At 74.5% G+C, this 21202-nt stretch carries 4 protein-coding genes; all 4 read right to left on the bottom strand.

Features of this window, described 5'->3' with window-relative positions; all coding sequences use genetic code 11:
- Positions 1 to 52: 52 nt before the first annotated feature.
- From ACQP1S_RS13370 to ACQP1S_RS13355, 4 genes are read right to left on the bottom strand one after another with little or no spacing between them, the layout of a single operon-like run.
- Positions 53 to 4138: an aminotransferase class I/II-fold pyridoxal phosphate-dependent enzyme gene (locus ACQP1S_RS13370; protein WP_432906733.1), complete on the bottom strand. Its 4086-nt coding sequence runs from the start codon at positions 4136 to 4138 to the stop codon at positions 53 to 55.
- On the bottom strand, positions 4135 to 5256 hold the full coding sequence (locus ACQP1S_RS13365) for a DNA alkylation repair protein (RefSeq protein WP_432906731.1): 1122 nt from the start codon (positions 5254 to 5256) through the stop codon (positions 4135 to 4137). Before ACQP1S_RS13365 ends, ACQP1S_RS13370 begins: the two co-directional genes overlap by 4 nt.
- Positions 5253 to 11678, bottom strand: coding sequence for a beta-ketoacyl synthase N-terminal-like domain-containing protein (locus ACQP1S_RS13360; protein ID WP_432906730.1), 6426 nt, complete (start codon positions 11676 to 11678; stop codon positions 5253 to 5255). The genes ACQP1S_RS13365 and ACQP1S_RS13360 overlap by 4 nt, the downstream gene beginning before the upstream one ends.
- A 37-nt stretch (positions 11679 to 11715) precedes the next feature.
- A complete protein-coding gene (locus tag ACQP1S_RS13355) occupies positions 11716 to 21192 on the bottom strand; it encodes an SDR family NAD(P)-dependent oxidoreductase (RefSeq protein WP_432906728.1) in 9477 nt (3158 codons plus the stop codon).
- Positions 21193 to 21202: the final 10 nt, after the last annotated feature.

The raw sequence follows: 21202 nt of genomic DNA, 5'->3' as shown, positions 1-21202 counted from the left end.
GTCGGGCGGCCGGCAACACGGGTGGGTCTCGGTCGGAGCGCGCCGGCAGTTCTCAGGCGATGAGCCCGACCTGCCGGCCGGCCCGGGTGAAGACGGCGACGGCATGGTCGAGGTCGTCGGCGCAGTGGCTGAGGTTGACGATGGTGCGCAGCCGGGGCAGCGCCTTGGGGACGGTGGGATAGACGATGGGTTGGACGAAGATGCCGTCGGCCTGGCAGAGCCGGGCCATCTCCTGGGCCTGCCCGGCGCTGGCGCAGATGATCGGCACCACCGGCGTCTCGCTGGCCAGGGTGTCGAAGCCGAGGCCGCGCAGCGTCGCCCGGTACCGGTCGGTGAGCGCCCGTAGTTCCCCGGTGAGCTGCGGGGCCGCCTCCATCACCTCCACCGCAGCCCGCGCGGCGGCCACCTGCATCGGGGTGCCGGCGGCGGAGAACATCCAGCCCCGGGCGTTGTTCTTCAGGGCGAAGACCAGGTCGCTGGAGCCGGCCACGTAGCCGCCGGTGCTGGGCACCGTCTTGGACAGCGTGCCCATCTTGACCGCGACCCGGGCCGGATCGATGCCGAAGTGTTCGGTGATGCCCCGGCCGGTGGCACCCAGCACGCCGAGACTGTGCGCCTCGTCGACCATCAGCGGCGCGTCGTAGCGCTCGCACAGTGCCAGGATGCCGGGCAGGTCGGCGATGTCGCCGTCCATGCTGAAGACCGCGTCGGTGACCACCAGCTTCCCGGCGTCGCCCGCCCGGCGCAGGGCGCGTTCCAGGTCGGTCAGGTCGTTGTGCGCGTAGGTGATCACGGTCGCGCCGGACAACCGGTAGCCGTCCAGGATGCTCGCGTGGTTGTAGACGTCGCCGATCACCACGTCGCCCGGCCCGACCAGCGCGCCGATCGTCGCCACGTTGGCCATGTAGCCGCTGGTGTAGACGATGGCGTCCTCGGCCCCGAGGAACCGGGCGATGCCCAGCTCCAGCTCGCGGTGCAGGTGCAGGGTGCCGGCGAGCAACCGCACGCCGTGCGCGCCGGTGCCGTGCCGCTCCAGGGCCCGCTGCGCCTGGTGGTTGATGTAGTCGTGGCCGATCAGCCCGAGATAGCTGTACGACGCGAAGTTCAGGAACCAGCGGCCGTCGAACTTGATCCAGGCGCCCTTGGAGTCCTCGATGACGGGCTCGTAGAAGTAGTCGTCCTGGGCGATGACCACCCGGTCGTCCACCGACAGCGCGTCGATGCGCCGGTCCAGGAAGGAGCCGCCCGGGTGGTCCCCGAGCCGGCCGGGCAGGGTGCGGCGGGGCACCGACGCGCCGGCCGGGACGGCGACGCCGGGCGGCCCGGCGGCCCGCTCCCGGCCGATCGGCGGCCCCACCGTCGGCCGGTGCCCGTTCGCCGCCGGGCCCACCGTCGGCCGTGGTCCGTTCGCTGCCGGGCGCCCCACCGCCCGGCCGGCTTCCGCCCGGTGGTCAGGTCGGGGTGGGTGCCGGTCGGCGGCACCGTCGACGTCGCGGTAGCGGTCCCAGTCCGGCACGAAGCGCGGTGTCGCCGACGCGGCCACCGGGTCCGGCAGCGCACCGGCCGGCCGGGCGGCGGCCGGCCCGGCAGGAGAGCCGGCCGGTAGGGCGGCGGACCCGGACCGCCCGGCACCCGGCACCGCCGGTACGGCGAAGGACGGCGCGGTCGGTGTGACGGCGGACGGGGTCGGGGCGGCCGGGGCGGCCGGGCCCGGCCCGGGTGTGTGGCGGGGCAGCCCTTCCAGGTGCCGCACCAGCGCGCCGACGTCGGGGTGGTCGAACATGGCCACCGGATCGACGTCCAGCCCCGCGCCGGCCAGCGCGGCCGAGACCTCGACCGCCATCATCGAGTCCAGCCCCAACTCCAGCAGGTTGTCGTCGGGCGACACCCGGTCGACGTGCAGGGTCCGCTTCAGGATCGCCGACAGCACCGGCCACAGCCGGGTCTCGACAGGGGTCACAGGGGTCATCTGGTCGTCCTCCGGTTCGTCGACTGCGGACACGACGTAGTTCGCGGGAGCCAGTTCGAGGGTGTGCCGCAGCAGCGCGATGCCGTCGGCGACGGTCAGTGCCGGGATGCCCCGTGCCGCCGCGGCGTCGGCGATCCCCGCCCCCATGCCGACGCGCCACAGGCCCCAGCCGAGGCTGTACCACGCCTCCCCACCCGCCCGGCGGCGCGCGGCGTAGCCGTCGAGGTAGGCGTTGGCGGTCGCGTACGAACTCTGGCCGAGGTTGCCGTGGGTCGCCGAGACGGAGGAGAACAGGACGACGAACCCGGGCCGCACGTCGGCGGGGAACGCCTCGTCGAGCGCGTGCACCCCACCGATCTTCGGCCCGAACACCTCGTCGATCCGTTCCGCCGACAGGCTGCGCGCCAACCCGTCGCGGAGCACACCGGCGGCGTGGAAGACCCCGTCGAAGGGCTCCGCGCCCCGCAGCACGTCCGGCAGCGTACGGACGTCGGCGGCGACGACCCGCAGGTCGCAGGTGGCGGCGAGCCGGTCCAGCCGGTCCCGGGTCGGCCCCTCGGTCGGTGCCGTGCGGCCGACCAGGGTGAGGTGGGCACCGCCCGCACCGGCCAGGAACTCCGCCACGTGCAGGCCGATGCCGCCCAGGCCGCCGGTGACGAGGAACCGGCCACCGGCCACCGGCCGGGCCGACCGCCCAGGTACGACCGGCACCGCCGGGTGGGTGGGGGCGTACCAGGAGCCGTCCCGCCAGGCGAGTTCCGCCTCACCGTGCCGTACCTCGTCGAGGGTCGGCGGCTCGGCGCCGCCGCCCAGGCCGATGTCGACGAGGCGGACCCGGGCCTGCGGGTGCTCGATCCGCAGGGTACGCGCCAGGCCCCACAGCGCGGCCTGCCCCGGCTCGATCGACTCGTCCCCACTGACCTGCTGGGCGGCGCTGGTGACGATGGTGAGGGCCGGCATCGGTGGCTGCGCCGCGAGCCGCCGGACCATGGTGAAGACGCCGTGCAGCAGCGCGACGGCCTCGGTCCGGTCCCGCACGGCGCGGGGTGCCACGTACACCACCTCGGCGGGCGGCGTCCCGGCGCGCGTCCGGTCGAGGTGGGCGTCGTGCAGGTCGGCCGGGGTGAGCAGGACCGGTCCACCCTCGTACGACTCGACACCGGCCTCCCCCGACACCACCCAGGTGCGGCCCGGGTCGGTGGCCGGCTCCGGGGTGGGAACGACCGGCCGCCAGGCGACGGTGGTCACCGACCCGGCAGGCACCGGGCCGGCGGCCGGCTGATCGGCGGGACACGGGCCGGTGGGCGTCGGATCGGCGGAACGCGTCCCGTCGGGCGTCGGATCGGCGGGGTGGGTGGTGGGTTGGCGGGACGGGGGCCGCTTGTGGGAGGCGGTGGTCGGGCCGGCCGCCTTGAGGACGATCCGGTCCAGCTCCACCAGCACCTCGCCCTGCTGGTTGCAGACCGTGGCCCGCCCGCGCACCGCGCCGCCGGCCCCGCCCGACGGGTCGGTGCGCTCGACCAGGGCCAGGACGGTGCCGGTGACCGGGCGGCGGGCGGTGATCCGCCCGACATACCAGGGCAGACAGGCCCCGGCGGTGCCGTCGTCGAGCATCCCGAGGCACTGGAACACGCTGTCCAGCAGCGGTGGCGGGACGAAGTGCCGCTCGGTCAGCCCACCGGAGGCGCGGAGCACGGCCAGCATCCGGTCGGGCCCCCGGTGCGCGGCGCGGATCGCCTGGAACGTCGGGCCATACGCGATACCGCTGTCCCGCCGCCACTCGGCGACGGTGGAGAGCGGTACCTCGTCGACGCAGCCGGCGCGCAGCCCCGCCACGTCCCGGTAGCTCGGCGGCGTCAACGCGCTGCGGGTGGCCCGGGCCCGGCTGTGCAGGACCGGGCCGGACCCGTCCGGCTGCCACGAAGCGAGCGTGCACTCCCCCGCCGGGGTGAGTACGGTCTCGATCTCGACCGAACCGCCGGGCGCGACCGGCAGCGGCGCGAGGAACGCCACCTGGTCGAGCCGCCAACTGCCGCCCTCGTGGGCCGCCGCGCAGGCGGTGAGCATCGCGTCGAGCTGCGCCGCCGCGGGCAGGACCGGTGTGCCGCCGATCCGGTGGTCGCGCAGCACCGGGTGGTCGGCGGCGAACGGCGTACGGGGGGCGCTCACAGCCGGAGGTCGAATCTGTCAGTGGCCAGCACCTGGCCGTTGACCTGGATGTCGACGAGGTGCTCCCCGGCGTAGTAGCGCCGGGTGGAGACCTCCCGGACCGGGTGCGACTTCTCCACCGTCCGGCGTTCGCCGGGGGCGAGGTCCAGCGTGGTCAGCTTGAAGACCTTGGGGATGCGCTGGCCGTTCTTGCGGACGTGGTGCACGACGTAGTCCACGGTGACGGTGTGCCGGCGGCTGTCGGTGTTCTCGACGTCGAGGCGGATCATGGTCGACTCACCGAGCGTCAGGGTGCGCGGGTGGAGCCCCATCGAGGGCACCCGGAGGTGCTCGCCGCCGGTGACGCCCACGATCGCCAGCGCCTCCTGGTTGCCCTTCTTGACCAGCGTGCGCAACGCGTGCCGGACGATCCAGGTGGTCTCCGGGGTCGGGCTCTCCTGCGACCAGCGCAACGCGGTGGCCAACGCGAGGTCGGGTGAGTCCTTGGAGATGTCGTTGAGGTTGTTCGCCACCGACTTGCGCACGTACTCGGAGGGGTCGCTGCGCAGCGGTTCGAGGATGTCCAAGACGGGCTGCGGGTCCCGCACGAAGACGGTGAGCGTACGCGCCCAGGGAAGCCGGGGACGCACCCCCTCGCTCGCCATTCTCCGGACGTTGTGGCTGGGGTCGCGGGCCCAGTCGACCATCCGGGTCATCGTCAACTCGTGGTGCTGCTCGATGAAGGGGCGGATGGCGTACTCGGCGGTGTGCCGCTTGGTGATCTCGACCAGCGCGTCGAGGGACACCTCCGGGTGGTCCAGGCCGTACTCCTCGACGAACCGGGCCACCGGCATGAGGTACCAGCTCACGTTGAACATCCCCTCACCCTCGGCGAGTTCGTCGCCGAGAATGGCCAGGAGGATCTTCACGCTCTCGGGGTAGTCCTCGGGGAGCCGGCTGCGCAGCCCCTCCGCCAGGACGAGGACGCGGTCCTTCAACTCCTTTCCGGGAATACGTCGCTCCACCTCGGCGGCGTACTCCTCGACGTCGAAGTCCGGGTGGACCTCGCGGATCTTCCCACCGATGAGGCGGGCGGCGTCACCATTGAAGTGACGCTTGAGTCCATATTCCGTAGTCATGACATCCGGTCCTTGTCGACGTAGTTCTCCCGGTCGGGCGGATAGAGGTGGATCTTACGTTTGCCCGGCTCCTGCCTCAGGGAAGGCGGCCGGGCGGAGGGGGCATTCGCCACCTCGTCCGCTCCACCGTGGACCCAGAATCTCTGCCGTTGGAATGGGTAGCTGGGAATGGTGGTGGTCCGGTGTCCCTTCCCGCGATGCACCCCGGCCCAGTCGATATCACCCAGACCCTGGCTGTAGAACGACGCCACCGCCGCATGCAACTGCGCCTGATCCTCATGCTCCCGACGCAACGTCGACAACCACGTCACATCAGTGCCCGTAAGCGTCGCTCGACCCAACCCCGTCAACACGGGATGCGCGCCGATATCCCAGAACACCCTTCCCCCCGCCGCATAGGCCGCTTCCACCGCCTGAGCGAAAAGCACCGGCCGGCGAATCCCCGACCCCCACACCTGGCCGTCGGCCACGGATCGGGCGTCATGCCAACCACCCGTCACCGTGGAGGCGAACCCGACCCGTGGCGGTGACACCACCGCCTGCCCGAACGCCTGGGCGAACGGGTCCACCGCCCCGGCCATCGCCGCCGAGTGGAACGCATGGCTGACCGTCAACCGCTGCGTCCGCAACCCCGACCCGGCACCGAACGCCTCCACCGCCTCGGCCGGACCAGAAATCGTCACACTCCGCGGCGCATTCCACGCCGCGATCTCCACCCCCGGAAACAACGGCAACAACTCACTCACCGACCCCGCATCAGCGAACACCACCGCCATCGCCCCACCCGACGGCTGCGCCTGCATCAACCCACCCCGCACCACCGCCAACCGCAACAACTCCCCCAACCCGAAAACCCCCGCCGCCCACGCAGCCGTCAATTCACCCACGCTGTGACCCACCACCAGACCCGGGCGCACCCCCCACGACTCCAACAACCGCACCAACCCCACCTGCACCGACACGATCCCCACCTGCGCGAACCGCGTCTGCACCAACTCGCCACCCCGACCCCCCAACACCACCTCCCGCAACGGCACATCCCCACCCGACGCCACCAGCTCAGCGCACTCATCAAACGCATCCCGAAACACCGGCTCCGTCGCGTACAACCCCGCACCCATCCCCGGATACTGCGAACCCTGACCCGAAAACAGGAACACCGACAACGGCGGCTCATTCGACAACCGACCCACCGGCCGATCCCCACCCGCCACCGCACTCAGACCATTGACCAACCCCGACCCGTCAGCACCCTGCACCGCCACCCGAAAACGATGCGACGCCCGACCCACATTCGCCGTGAACCCCACATCACCCACCACAGACGAATCCACACCCGACAACATGCGCGCATACCCGCCCGCCAACCGACGCACCCCCTCCTCACTGGCCGCAGACACCTTCACCACATACGACCCCTGCGGCAAGGGCTCCCGGACCGCCGGAGCCGGCGCCTCCTCCACAATCACGTGCGCGTTCACCCCACCCATGCCGAACGCCGACACCGCCGCCCGACGCGGAACACCCTCCACCCGAGGCCACGACACCAGCTGATCCGCCACAAAGAACGGAGTGTCCTCAAACCGGATGTGATCATTCGGCCGCACCACATGCAACGTCGGAGGCACCACCCCGTGCTCCAACGACAACAACACCTTCACCAACCCGGCCAGGCCCGCCGCCGGCTCCAAATGACCGATGTTCGACTTCAACGAACCGATCGCACAGAACTGCGTCCGCGACGTAAACCCCCGCCACGCCCGCGTCAAACCCTCCACCTCGATCGGATCACCCAACGACGTCCCCGTCCCATGCGCCTCCACCATCCCGATCCGATCCACACCCACCCCCGCATCCCGCAACGCCGCCACAATCACCTCCCGCTGGCCGGCGGGGCTCGGGGCGGAGTAGCGGGTGGTCCGGCCGCCGTGGTTCACCGCCACCCCCTTGATCAGGCCCCGGATACGGTCGGCGTCGCGTTCGGCGTCCGCGCGGCGGCGGAGCACGATCGCCACCGCTCCCTCGCCGGGCACGAACCCGTCGGCCTCGACGTCGAAGGCCCGGCAACGGAAGCTGGGGGAGAGCGCGCGCAGGTCCCGCATGGAGTCGAAGTACTCCGGGCTGATCGCGGCGTGCACGCCACCGATGACGGCGGTGTCGATGTCGCCGGCCCGCAGGTGCTGTACGGCGGTGTGCAACGCCACCAGCGACGACGAACAGAGCGTGTTCACCACGACGCTCGGGCCGTGCCAGTCCATCAGGTACGACAGCCGGTTCGGGATCATCGCCTCCAGGCCCAGCCCGCGCCCGTCGGCCACCCCGTGTCGGGACCGCTCCTCGTGGTAGTGGTCGTGGCTGTAGGCGATCCACAGGCCGATCCGGTTGTCCGGGCTCCCCTGCCCCGTCCGGCCGGCGTCCTCCAGGGCCTGCCAGATGGTCTCGTACACGATGCGGGCCTGGGGGTCGATCAGCGGTGCCTCCCGGGCGGAGATCCGGAACGGCACGGGGTCGAACTCGTCGACCCGGTCCAGGAACGACGCCTGCGGCACCGGGCCCTCCAGTTGCTGCCACCGGCCCTCGGGCAGGGCGCCGACGGTGTCGCGTCCGTCGGTGAGCAGCGTCCAGAACGCGTCGAGGTCGCCTGCCGTGGGCACCCGGATCGCGGCACCCACGACGGCGATGTCGCGCCCGGGGTCCGTCCCGTCGACCCCGGATGCCCCCGCCGCGCCGGCAACCGGCGACGCGGCGACGGCCGACATCGAGGCGGCCGGGGGCGGAGTGGGAACGCTGCCGATCGGCAGCGGGACGGGCACGGACCTGTCCGGCAGCGGGACGGGCACGGAACGGTCCGGCGGCGCGGCGGAGGCGGTACCGGCCCGCGCCGCCCCGGGGGCGGCCGGCGGCGAGACGGGGACGGTGCCGACCGGTGGGGTGCGGGTGGTGTCAGCCGGCGGTGGGGCGACGGCGTCCGGCGCGACCGGGGCCGGCGACGCGGCCAGCGCGGCCACGAACTCGGGTGCCTCGTCGACGAGGTGCTGGGCGAAGCTGCGGGGGGTCGGGTACTCGAAGAAGACGGTCGGATACAGCGACAGCCCGTGTTCCCGGGACAGTCGTTCACTGAGACCGACCAGGCCGACGGAGTCGAAGCCGGCGGAGAGGAACTCGGCATCGACGTGCTCGGCGTCCGTACCGGCCAGGGCCAGGAACCAGGCGAGCGCCCGGGCGAACGGCGTCGTCGGGACGGGGCCGGCCGCCGGCAGGTCCGCGACGCCGCCGGCCGGCGGCACCTCCGGCGCTGGCCCGGCCGGCTCCGCTGCGGGCCGGCGCGCCTCCACAGGCACGGGCGCATCCCCACGCACCGGCGCCGCGCTCACCGCAGCGGCCGGCACGGCAGGGCCCACCGGGGCGGCAGCGGCGGCGGTGACCGGCGCGACGGCCGACCCGGCCGCCGGTCGCCGCGCGGTGTCGGCCGGCGGCGGGTCGCTGAACGCGAGGACGGGCACCCGCTTGGAGGAGATGTCCCCGAAGGTCAGCAGGGGTACGCCTGCGGCGTCGAGGACGACCTGGGTGACCCGGCACGCCTCCTCGTTCCAGAAGGACACCTCGGTACGGACGTAGGCGGCGTCGGCCAGCGCACCGTGCACGCTCACCCGGTCGACGGAGAGCGGGATGAACGCGGTGGCGTGGTCGGTGCCGAAGACGGGGTTGTCCGGGTCGATCGCCGCGATGGTGACGCTGTCCAGCAGCCCCGGGAAGAGCTGGACGTCCGGGGGGTTCAGGGCGCGTTGCCGGCCCCCCTCGATCCGGGCGAGGGTGCCCCCGCCGGAGAGGCTGGCGACCCAGGAGATGTTGCGGTAGTACCGGCCGTGCTGGTAGCCGATGCGGCGCAGCCAGCGGTACACGGTGGACCCGGCGTGCACCCGGGCGCAGGTGTCGAGCAGCGCCGCGAGCGGTTGCGGCGCGGGCACCGGATCGGGCTGTGGGGCGTACCGGCCGGTGACGAAGGGGGTGCCGGCGGCGTCGGCGACGGTGAACCGCCCCTCGGCGTCGACCCGGCACACCACCCGGTGCGCCCCGGTCGGGATGAGCGGGCGGTGGAAGAGCACGTCGTGCACCCCGTGGAACGGCCCGCCGCGCAGCTCGGCGCCCTGGCGCAGGAAGTCGAACCAGGCGACACCGGGGAGCATGATCCGGCGGTACACCGAGTGCTGGGCGATCGGCACCTCGCCCGGCCCGAAGACGCGGGAGAAGGCAAACCCGGCCGGGCCGGCGTCGTCGAGCGTGAGCGGGCCGCCGGGCTCGGCGGAGCGCAGCGGCTCCCGCAGGTCCAGCGCGGGGCCCCGGGCCTGACCGACCGGCAGGAGGCGCTTGCGCCAGGCGACCGGCCCCTGGAACGTGGCCCAGTCGATGTCCACGCCGGCTTCGTAGAGTTCCGCCGCGACGACGGCGAGCACCGCGGCGACCTCCCGCCCGTCGGTGGCGGCGGCGAGGCGCGCACCGAGGTCCACCCCGCCGTCAGCGGGGGCCGGGGCCTCGGTGGTCGCGGCCCCGGCGGCCAGCACCGTGCTGAGCGCCTGTTCCAGGGAGGTACGGCCGTGCGTGAAGTCGGCGATCGGCGACCAGCCGGGCGGCAGGTCGACCGCCTGCTCGGGTACCCCGATGTCGCGCAGCGCCACGGCCAGCACGACCCCCGCACAGATCCGCAGCAGTGGGCCGGCGAACGTCGTCACCGGGCTGCCGACCGCAGTCTCGAACCGGCCGACGATCTCCCGTACCGCCGGCACGTCGTGGTGGAGCGCGAGCAGCCAGCGCGGCGGCGCGGACCCGGCCACCGGGCGGACGGCCACCACGGACGGTCGTCCGGTGGGCTCCCCCAGCGGGACGTCGGCGTGCAGCAGCCGGGCGCGCAGCGCGGCGGCGAGGCGGTCGGCGTCCGGTCCGGCGACCGCGCAGCGTACGGCGCGGGCCGGGCGGCCGAGCCGGGCGGTGGCGAGCACGTCGGCGATCTCGTCGGCCGCCGACGGGAGGAACTCCACCCACTGCGCGACCAGTTCGCGCAGCACGTCCGGGCTGTCGGCGGAGAGGGCCAGCACCTCGGCGGGCCGGCCGGCCCCGGTGCTGGTCGGCGCGGGCCCGGTCGCCGCCTCGGCCACCACGTGCGCGTTGGTGCCGCCGAAGCCGAAGCCGCTCACGCCGGCCCGGCGGATCGGGGCCGCCGGCCAGGGTCGGGGACGCGACGGCAGGTGCAGCGGGCCGGTGTCCAGCCGGAGTCGCGGGTTGACCGTGGGCACCGGCACCCCGGGGACGATCTCGTCCCGCAGGCAGAGGACGATCTTGGCCAGGCCGGCCAGGCCGGACGCCGAGTGCAGGTGCCCGATCCGCCGTTTCAGCGAGCCGAGCGCGACGCTGCCGGTGGCGACGCCGCGCCGGCCGAACACGTCGGTGAGCGCCCGTACCTCGATCGGGTCACCGATGGCGGTGCCGGTGCCGTGGGTCTCGACGTACTGCACGGTGGTGGGGTCGATCCGGCCGTACACCCGGTCGAGCAGCGCGATCTGGGCCTCCAGGTTGGGGGTGGTCACCCCCATGGTGCGGCCGTCGTTGTTGACTCCGGTGCCGGCGATCGCGCCGAGGATCAGGTCACCGTCGGCCACCGCAGTGGCCATCGGCTTGAGCACCAGGGCGACGGCCCCCTCGCCGGGGACGTATCCGTTGGCCCGCTCGTCGAAGGTCTGGCACAGCCCGTCCGGGGAGAGCGCGCCGGTGCGGGACAGCAACACGAAGGTCAGCGGGTCGAGCAGCAGGTCCACGCCGCCGACCAGCGCGATCTCGCAACTGCCTGCGGCGAGGCTCTGGCAGGCCAACCAGACCGCCGTCAGCGAAGACGAGCAGGCGGTGTCGACGACCAGGCTGGGGCCGGTGAGGTCGAGGCGGTCGGAGAGCCAGGCCGCGACGAAGTTCTGCGACCGGCCCCACAGGGCCGCCGGGACCGGTCGTCCGGTGCCGTCCGAGCCGGTCGGGGCCAGCCCACGACCGTGGTCGAAGCCGTAGGAGTTCATCCGGGCACCGACGAAGACGCCCGCGTCGAGGCGACGGCGGACGGACCGGTAGCCGGCGTCCTCCAGCGCCCGCGCACCGACCTCCAGCATCACCCGCTGCTGCGGATCGAGCAGGACGGCGTCACCGGCGGTCAGGCCGAACGCCTCGTGGTCGAAGGAGAACGGGTCCTGGAGGAAGGCACCCCGGTGGTGGGTGCCCTGGTGGTCGCCGTCGCCGAGGTAGTGGTCGCGGGCCCATCGGCTGGGCGGGACCTCGTCGACCTCGACCGAGTCGTGGGTCAGCAGCCAGCGCAGGTCCGCCACGTCCTCGGCACCGGGAAGCCGTACGGCCATGCCGATCACCGCGATTCGACTGTCCGTCATGCTCGCGTCGCTCCTTCCGTCAGGCTCGGTGGGCAGGTCAGTGGCGCGGCTGCTGGCCATTGGCGAGCAGTGGCCGCAGCAGTGCGCTGAGGCTCGTCGTGGGCGCCGGGTCGTCCGGGCCGGGCGCGGACGACACCGCTCCGGGCACGCCGGACGACACCGCCACGGGCGTGCCGGGCACCGGGTCGGGTCCGGACGCCGGGTCGGGTGGTCCGGCCGGTCTGCCGGCCCGGTCGGTGAGCCGGGCCGCGAGGTCGGCCATGGTGCGGGACCGCATCACCAGCGAGGGGTCGACGGTCGTCCCGCTGAGCCGCTCGATGGCGCTGGTCAGGTCGGCGATGACCAACGAGTCCAGCCCGAGGTCGGGCAGGGGGCAGTCACCGGGGTCCTCGCCGAGCACGTCGACGAAGGCGTCCCGCACCAGCCGGTACGCGACCCCCGGGTCACCGTCCGGCGACGGCCCGGCCGCCCCGTTGCCGCCACCGGTGGGCGAAGCCGGGGCGGGCCCGGGGTCCGCCGTCGGTGCGGGCGGGTGATCCGCCTCCGGCGGTGGCGCGGAGACGGTGGTCGGCTGCGGTACGGCGCTGCCGGGGAACACCACGGCACCCCCGGTGAGCAGGTACGCGTCGAAGCCGGCCAACGCCTGGTCGAGGGTGATCGAGTGCCCGGCGGAGTAGGACTCGTCCGCCGCCATGCCGATGCCGGACCAGTTCGGCCAGGCGTGCGCGGTCACCGTCGGGCCGTCGTCGCCGGTCTGCTCGGCCAGCGCCAACTGGTACGCGTTGGCCAGGGCGTAGTCCACCAGGCCACGGCCGGCGTCGGGCAGGGTGCCGGCGATCGAGGAGACCAGGGCGACGTGGTCGGCGCCCTCGGTGCGGGCGAGCCGGATCACGTTGCGGGAGCCGGCGACCTTCGGGGCGGTCACCCGGGCCGCCTCCGACCACTGCCGACGACGCAGCGACCCGAACTGGTTGACCCCGCCGGAACAGTGCACGATCCCGCGCAGCCGGCCCCACCGGCGGGCGAAGGACGCGGCGGCGGCGGTCAACGCGGCCTGGTCCGCGACGTCGCACCGGTGGTAGTCCACCTCGGCAGCGGGGTGCAGCCCGCGGAGGAAGCCCTCGGCGGCCCCGTCGACCGGTGACCGGCCGACGATGCCGATGCGCCGGGCACCGCGCGTCACCAGGTGCGTGACCAGTCGCCGGCCGACCGCGCCGAGGCCGCCGGTGACCAGGTGGTACCCGTCCCCGGTCAGGTCGGCCGGTGGCCCCGGCAGGGCCGGCAACGGGGTCGGCACGTACCGGACGCCCCGGCGGTAGGCCACGACGGTGTCCGCGCCGGGGCGCAGCGCGGCGAACTCGGCGGCGATCTGCCAGGCGCGGGTCTCGACCGGATCGGCCGGGTCGAGGTCGAGCACGGCGACGGTGAACCGGTTCTCGGCGGCGGCGGCGCGGACCGCGAACGCCCGCGCGGCGGCCTCGGGGTCGAGCAGCGCGCGGTCCGCCTCGTCGACGGTGGCCGACCGGTGTTCGACCCAGACCACCCGGCCCTGCGGCGGGATGGTGGCGGCGTACGAGCGGAGCTGCTCCCAGAACCCGCGCAGGTCCGGCGCGGCGTCGGCGGGCCCGGTGGCGGTGTCGACCACCACCAGTGCCCGGGTGGTCGCCCCGTCGGGGGCCAGGTCGGCACCCTGGGCGGCGAGCGCGGCGCAGACCGCTCCACCGATGGCCCGGTCCGCCACGACCACCCGCACGGTGACCCCGTACGCCGATGCGCCTTGCAGCGGGTCGGCGGGCCGCCACCGGGTGCGTAGCGCTTGCGGTGCGGGCGTCGACCCCGGGTCGCCGGGGTGGCGGCCGTCGGCGGCCCCGGGGTCCACTGGCGGGATGTTCTCCGGGGGCAGGTGCACGGTGGTGACCGGGGCCGGCACGGTCACCGTCGCGGTGGGGCGGGTGTGCCAGTAGCGGCCCCGGTCGAACGGGTAGGTGGGGAGCGCGACGATCCGTGCGCCCGGTGCGGACAGGGCCGCCCAGTCGATGTCGGCGTGGCCCTGCCGGACCTGGTCCACCACCACCGGGTGCCGCTGCGCCGGGTCGGTGGGGAGCGGCTCGGCCGGCCGGTGGCAGTCGACGCGGGCGACCGGGACCCGGCCGTCGGCGACCGCCCGGAGCTGCTCGGCGAGGGCCTGCCCGGTGGGGCCGCTCACGGCGGTCTGGTGGTCGAGCGAGGAGCGGCCCACGTTGGCGGTGTGGCAGAGGTCGGCGGTGGCCCGGTCGTCGGGGGCGGCCGCGAAGGAGTCGGCGTACGCGGCGGCGAGGCGGCGTACCGCGTCCTCGGTGGCCGCGGAGACCTTGACCAGATGCGACTGCTGCGGCAGGGGCTCCCGGGCCGCCGGGGCCGGGGCCTCCTCGACGATGACGTGCGCGTTGACCCCGCCCATCCCGAACGCCGACACCGCCGCCCGACGCGGAACACCCTCCACCCGAGGCCACGACACCAGCTGATCCGCCACAAAAAACGGAGTGTCCTCAAACCGGATATGGTCATTCGGCCGCACCACATGCAACGTCGGCGGCACCACCCCACGCTCCAACGACAACAACACCTTCACCAACCCCGCCAACCCCGCCGCCGGCTCCAAATGACCAATATTCGACTTCAACGAACCAATCGCACAGAACTGCGTCCGCGACGTAAACCCCCGCCACGCCCGCGTCAAACCCTCCACCTCAATCGGATCACCCAACGACGTCCCCGTCCCATGCGCCTCCACCATCCCCATCCCCTCCACACCCACCCCCGCATCCCGCAACGCCGCCACAATCACCTCCCGCTGCGCCGCACTACTCGGCACCGTCAACCCACTCGTCCGACCACCGTGATTCACCGCCGAACCCCGAATCACCCCCCGCACCCGATCCCCATCCCGCACCGCATCCACCAACCGCTTCACCACCACCGTCACCACACCCTCACCCGGCACAAACCCATCCGCCCCCGCATCAAACGCCCGCGACGCACCCGACGGAGAGAGGGCCCGCAGGTTCCGCATCGCGGTGTAGTGCAGGGGGGACATCGCCAGCCGCACCCCGGCGACGATCGCCTGGTCGCACTCGCCGCTGCGGATGCTGCGCACGGCGGTGTGCAGAGCCACCAACGACGACGAACACAACGTGTCGATCGTCATGCTCGGCCCCGACAGATCCAGGAAATAACTCACCCGGTTCGCGAGGAACGCGTTGTGGTTACCCAGTCCGCTCGGCGCGTCCAACTCCGGGGCGAGGTTGTAGTCCTTGTAGTGCTGATAGCTCGCGCCAACGAAGACACCGGTCGCGGCGGGCGTGGACAGCGGGGCGATCCCGGCGGACTCCAGTGCCTCCCAGGCGGTGCGCAGCAGCCAGCGGACCTGCGGGTCGAGCACCTCGGCCTGCTTGGCGAAGAAGTCGAAGAACCGGGCGTCGAACTCGTCGATCGGGCCCAGGAAGCCGCCGATCGCGGCACCGTCGTCGCCCGCCCAGCGGAAGGCGGGCGCGGGGCCGATGCCGCTGCCCCCACGCGCCAGCAGTGACCAGAAGCCCTCCGGGTCGGTGGCACCGGGCAGCGCACAGGCGATCCCGATGACGGCCAGGTCGCCCCGGTCCCCGCCGTCCGGCCCGGCCGGAGGCTGTTCCCGGACGGCCAGGGGAGCTGGCACCGGCTGGTCGGTGCTGACGGGGGCGTCGTCGACGGCAGGTCCGGGGATGTCGGCCCCGGCCGCCGCCGGGGCGATCTCGGCCGGGAGGCTGGTCGCCGGCATCGTCTGCTCGGGCAGGACGGACGCCACCACGGCGGCCAGCGCGCGACAGTCCCGCGCCTGCAACACCTCCACCGGGCTCAGCGTCACCCCGAGCCGTTCCTGGAGTTCGGCGGCGACCATGGTGGCGAGCATCGAGTCGATGCCGGTCGCGGCGAGCGCACCGGTCGCGGTGACGTCCGGGTCCCGCAGCACCGTGCGGACCACCTCGACGACGATCTCCTCGACCGCGAAAGCGGTAACCGGCTGCCGCCCGGCCGTGGACGCCGGGCCCACCGTCGGGGAGGTGTCCGCCGCCGGCGGGTCCGCGACGGGGGTGTCGGTCGGCGCGGCGACCGGCCGGTAGACCACGTCGGTGAGGGAGACCAGGACCCGGCCGGCGGTGTCCAGCAGCGCGACGTCGGCCCGACGGCTGCCGTCGACGTCCTGACCGGTGAGGCGCAGCCGCACGTGCCGGGTGTCGGCCGGGTCCGCCCAACGCACCGCCCGGCCGATCGACACCGGCAGGTAGGTCAGCGCGGAGGCGGCCAGATCGGCCAGGGTCAGCACCGCCATGCTCTGCAACGCCGCGTCGAGCGCGGCCACCGCGCGCGTCGCCGGGTCGGCGTCGGCGTGGTCGACCCGGACGAGCACCCCGGTCGTGCCGTACGCGATGTGGCCGATGACCCGCAGTACCGCACCGAAGTCGACCCGCTTCGCGGCGAACCACGCGTACAGGCCGGCCGGCTCGAGCGTGCGGGGGTGCGCGGCGTACTCCCGGTCCACCGGCAGCGGTGCGGGGGGTGGTCCCGCCGGCCGGACCGCGCCCACCGTGAGACGGCCGATGACCTGGCCGCCGTAGCGGAACGTCACCGTGCTGCCGGCGGTCGCGTCGGACCGGTCCTCGGTGAGCCGGTGGTGCCCGGTGCCCCGGGCGGTGAAGGCGAGCCGCTCCAGGACGGCGGCGGTGGCGAACCCCCGGGTGACGAGGAGTGCCGCCGGCACGGTCTGCCGGCCGAAGACCCGGTGGGCGTCCAGCAGCCGGGCGAGCCCGGGTTCCCGGTGACCGTCCGCCGGGTCGGGGGCGACTGCCGGAAGCGGCATCGACGGCACGGACGGATCGGCGACCGGGCGGGCGGGCACCCGGTCGGCGCGGTCCCGGAACGGGTAGGGCGGCAGGGCGAGCCGGCGGAGCCCACCACCGTCGTACAACGGTCGCCAGTCGACGTCGCGGCCGGCGACGTACCAGCCGGCCAGCGCGGTGAGCAGCCCGCCGTCGGGGGTACGCAGCTCGGCGGCGATCCGCTCGGCGGGCCACGGCAGGTGGCGGGCGAGCCGCTCGGCGAGGTCCGGCCCGACCGGCACCGGGTCACCAGCGAGCACCGTGTCACCGCGCAGCACCGTGCCCGGCAGCTCGGGCCCGAGGCGCAGCGCCTGGCGCAGGCCCGCGCCGAGGGCCGACCCGGTCGCCCCGAGCACGGCGACCCGGTACGGCAGGTGGACCCGCCCGACCGAGGCGGAGAAGCACAGCGCCCCGACGTCGACCGTGTCGTCCGCCTCGATCAGCCGCCGCACGTCGGCGACCCGCCGGGTCAGCAGCTCGGGGGTGTGCGCCGAGAGGACCAGCAGGTGCTCGCGCGCCGACCCGTCGGCGGGCCGGCCGGCCGGGGCGGGCAGGTACTCCTCGACGACGACGTGGGCGTTCGTGCCGCCCATGCCGAAGGCGCTGATGCCGGCCCGGCGGGGGCCGGTGGCCCGCCACGGCTGCGGCGCGGTCGGGATGGCCAGCCGGCCCGGGGGCAGGGCGATGTGCGCGCCGAGCGTCGCGAAGCCGGCCAGCGGTGGGATCTCACCGTGCTCCAGGCAGAGCAGCACCTTGGCCAGGCCGGCCAGGCCGCTCGCCGGTTCCAGGTGGCCGATGTTGGCCTTGACCGAGCCGAGCTGGCACGGTTCGGGCCGGTCGCCGTCGAAGACCTCGGCCAGGGCGGCGATCTCGATCGGGTCGCCGAGCCGGGTCGCCGTGCCGTGCGTCTCGACCAGGGAGATGTCGGCCGGGGTGAGCGCGGCGTCGGCCAGCGCGGCCCGGATCACCGCGACCTGCGACTCGCTGCGCGGCACCGGCAGGGCGCTGCCCCGGCCGCCGTGGTTGACCGCCGCGCCCCGGATCACCGCATGGATGCGGTCACCGTCGCGTTCGGCGTCGTCGAGTCGCTTGAGCATGACGGCCACCGCACCCTCGCCGGGCACGAACCCGTCGGCCCGGTCGTCGAACGGCCGGGGCCGGGTCGGTGACAACGCGCCGAGCTGGCTGAGGCTGCGGTAGTACCAGGGCGTCAGCCCGACGTGGCAGGCGGCGACGATGGCCGCGCCGCACTGCCCGGTACGCAGGCTGACCACCGCCTGCTGGAGCGCGACCAGGGACGACGAGCAGAGCGTGTCGATGGTCTGCGAGGGGCCGGTCAGGTCCAGCGCGTAGGAGATGCGGTTGGCCAGGACGGCGTTCATCGAGCCGAGGGCGGTGTGCGGGCCGACGGCCGCCAGGCCGTGCGCGTCGCGGTGGTGGGTGTAGGTGGCCCCGACGAACACACCGACGTCCCGGCGGCCGGCGAGCCCGCTGTCGTCCACCACCGACCAGGCGTGTTCCAGCAGCAGCTTCTGCTGCGGGTCCATCTCCTCGGCCTCCCGGACGGCGATGCCGAAGAACTTCGGGTCGAAGCGGTCGATCCCGGCGACGAACGCGCCGGTCCGGCAGTAGGTGCCCGTCATGTCGGAGCTGCGCTGCTGGTAGTGGTCGTCGATGGGCCAACGGTCGGCCGGGATCTCGGTGAACGCGTCCGTGCCGGCGCGGAGCATCGGCCACAGGTCGGCCAGGTCGCGGCCCCCGGGCAGGTCGCCGGAGACGGCCACCACGGCGATGTCCCCGGCCCGCCGCGTCGCCGGCCCGGTGACGGGTGCCGGTTCCGCAGCCGGGACCGGCACGGTTCCGGTCACCGGGCCGGATTCGGGGAGCGGTGCCGGCACCGGCACCGTTGCCGACGTCGGTTGCGGCATCGGCGACGACACCAGTTCGACCGGGGAGGCGACACCGGCCGGGGAGGGTGCAGCGGCGGCCGGCGGGGACGTCGCGGCGGCCGGTGCCGGCTGCGGGACGGGTGGCCGGGCCCCGTACCGGGTGGCGAGCGCCCCGGCCAGCTCGGCGAAGTCGCCGTACTCGAGGAAGAGGGTGGCCGGGAGGGCGACCGCCCACCGCCGGGACAACTCCTCGGCCAGCTCGACGCTCAGGATCGAGTTGATGCCGTAGTCGGTCAGCGGGGCGGTCCGGTCGAGGTCGCCGAGGCCCAGCCGCTCCGCGAGGAAGTCGGCAAGCCCGTCCTCGGTGCGTCCGGCGTCGGTGTCGCCGGACCCGCGCGGGGACGCACCGGGCCCGGCGGCGGCACCCGGGGCCGGGCCGCCGGCGGCCGGCGGCCCGGGGGCCGGGTGGGCAGGGGCCGGGTGGGCAGGGGCCGGGTGGGCAGGGGCCGGGTGGGCAGGGGCCGGGTGGGCAGGGGCCGGGGCGGCACCGGGTGTCTCCCCCTTGGCGACGGACCCGACGCCCGACGCGGCGTCGGGGTGGGCGATGACGACCTGCCGGACGTCGTCGCGCAGGACGGTCATCAGCGCGTCGAGCGCCTCGACCGTGCCCAGCGGCCGGACACCGCGCCGCCGGAGCTGGGCAGCGACCGCCGTGCCCATGCCCACCTCGCCCCACAACCCCCAGTCCACACTGGTCCACGGGTTGCCCTGGGCGTGCGCGAACGCGTCGAGGTAGGCGTTGGCGGCGGCGTACCCGCCCTGGCCGAGGTTGCCGAAGGTGCCGGAGACCGAGGCGAACAGCACGGCGAAGTCCAGCGTGGTGCCGGTGACGGCGGCGACCAGCTCGTGCGCCCCGTCGACCTTCGGGCGCAGCACCTCGGCCACGTCCCCGGCGGTGGTGCCGCGCAGCAGGCCGTCCTTCAACGCGCCAGCGGCGTGCACCACGCCGTGCAGGTCGCCGAAGCGGCGGCGGATTTCCCGCACCACCTCGGCCAGCGCGCCGGGGGCGCCGACGTCCGCGGCGAACGAGACCACCCGGCAGCCGTACGCCTCGATACCGGCCAGGTCGGCCCGGTCGATGCCGGTGCCGCCGGAGCGGCTGACCAGGGCGACCAGGCCGGCGCCGTCGGCGGCGAAGCGGCGCGCCACCGCCAGGCCCAGCCCACCGTGGCCGCCGAGGATCAGGTAACGGCCGGCCGGCCGGACCGACGGCCGACCACCGTCGGCCGCGCCCAGGGGCACCCGGACCGGCAGATGCCGTACCCCGGCGCGGTAGCCGACCTCCACCGGCCCCCCGTCGCCCAGCTCGGCCGGCAGGGCGGCGGCCGAGGCGGGGTCGAGGTCGACGAGGCGGGGCCGCAGCCCCGGGTACTCGATGGCGGCGGTGCGGACGAGCCCCCACAGCGCGGCCCGGGCCGGCTCCGGGGCGTCGCCGCCGGCCACCGGTTGGCCGAGTTCCGTGCCGACCAAGAAGTGCCCGGAGCGCTGCCGCTGGCCGAGGGTCTTCAGGGCGGCGAGGCAGGAGTAGAGGCCGAGGCGCAGTTCGGTGGGTTCCGGCCGGGCCGGGCCGGTGTTCCACAGGTGCACCACTCCGGCGACCGGCTCCGCCAGCTCCGCCCAGAGCTGCTGGAACGTCGACTCGTCGGGCTCCGGGATGACCCGCTGGTCGGCCCCGAGGCCCGACGCCGGTGGCTCGGGCAGCACCTCGACGACCCGGGCCCCGTCGGCGCGCAGTGCCCGCACGGTGGCCGCTCCCGGGCCGTCCCGCTCGCCGTGGTGCAGGACCACCCAGGTGCCGGCCGCCGGCCCCCCGGGGGCGGGGGCGGCGGCGGGGGCCCAGTCGATCCGGGTGAGCAGCCGCCCGGTCGCCGGCGCGGGACGTGCGGCCGGCAGCCGGCGCATCCGTACCCCGGTGAGTTCGGCGACGACCCGGCCGGCGTCGTCCACCAGGATGGCGTCCGCGACGGACCAGGCGTCCTGCACGGCGGTACGGCGTACCCGGACGGTCACCCCGGCGCTGAGCGGGGACAACTCGGCGTGCAGGGCGAGACGGGCCACCCCGATCGGCAGCATCGGCCCCGGCGGGTCACCCCCGGCGAGGTCCTGGAGGGCGCAGCTGACCACCTGGAACACGCCGTCGACCAGCAGCGGGTGGGAGTACCACGGCAGCGGCTGGACCACCGTCTCCAGGGTCGCCTCGGCGGTGCCCGTGCCGACGGTGAGCCGGCGTACGGTCCGGAAGTCCGGCCCGTAGACCAGGCCGGCGGCCGACCAGCCGTCGTAGACGCGCTCCGGCGGGACCGGCACCGGACAGCTCACCGCCCAGGCGGCCGGCGGGTGGGTGCCCGGCGGGATCGGGCCGCCCGACCCGGTGGATACCGTCCTGCGGCCCTCGGGGGTCACCGCACCCAACTCGAACCGGGTCCGCTCCCCCAGGGTCACGTCGAGGCGGCCGGTGACCTGCTCGCCGTCGGCGACCGTGAACGGCCGGACGAAGGCGACGTCGACGAGTTCGAGCGGGCGGAACGCCCGGCGCTGCGCGACCCCCAGCAGGGCCATCTCCAGTTGCACGGCGGCGGGCAGGATGCCGAGGCCACCGGAGCGGTGCTGGGCGATGAACGGCTCGTGTGCGGCGAAGGTCTTCTCGTAGGTCTCAACCCGGTACGTCACGTTCCCTCGC

Origin of the sequence: Micromonospora matsumotoense (genome assembly GCF_050951065.1) — a bacterium.
Taxonomy (GTDB): domain Bacteria; phylum Actinomycetota; class Actinomycetes; order Mycobacteriales; family Micromonosporaceae; genus Micromonospora; species Micromonospora matsumotoensis.
Note: the sequence above shows the minus strand (reverse complement) of the source record. Positions and strands in the feature narration are given on the sequence as shown.

Coding starts and splice junctions, on each gene's coding strand:
- ACQP1S_RS13360 (WP_432906730.1), bottom strand. CDS start 11,678: ATGACGGACAGTCGAATCGCGGTGATCGGCATGGCCGTACGGCTTCCC.
- ACQP1S_RS13365 (WP_432906731.1), bottom strand. CDS start 5,256: ATGACTACGGAATATGGACTCAAGCGTCACTTCAATGGTGACGCCGCC.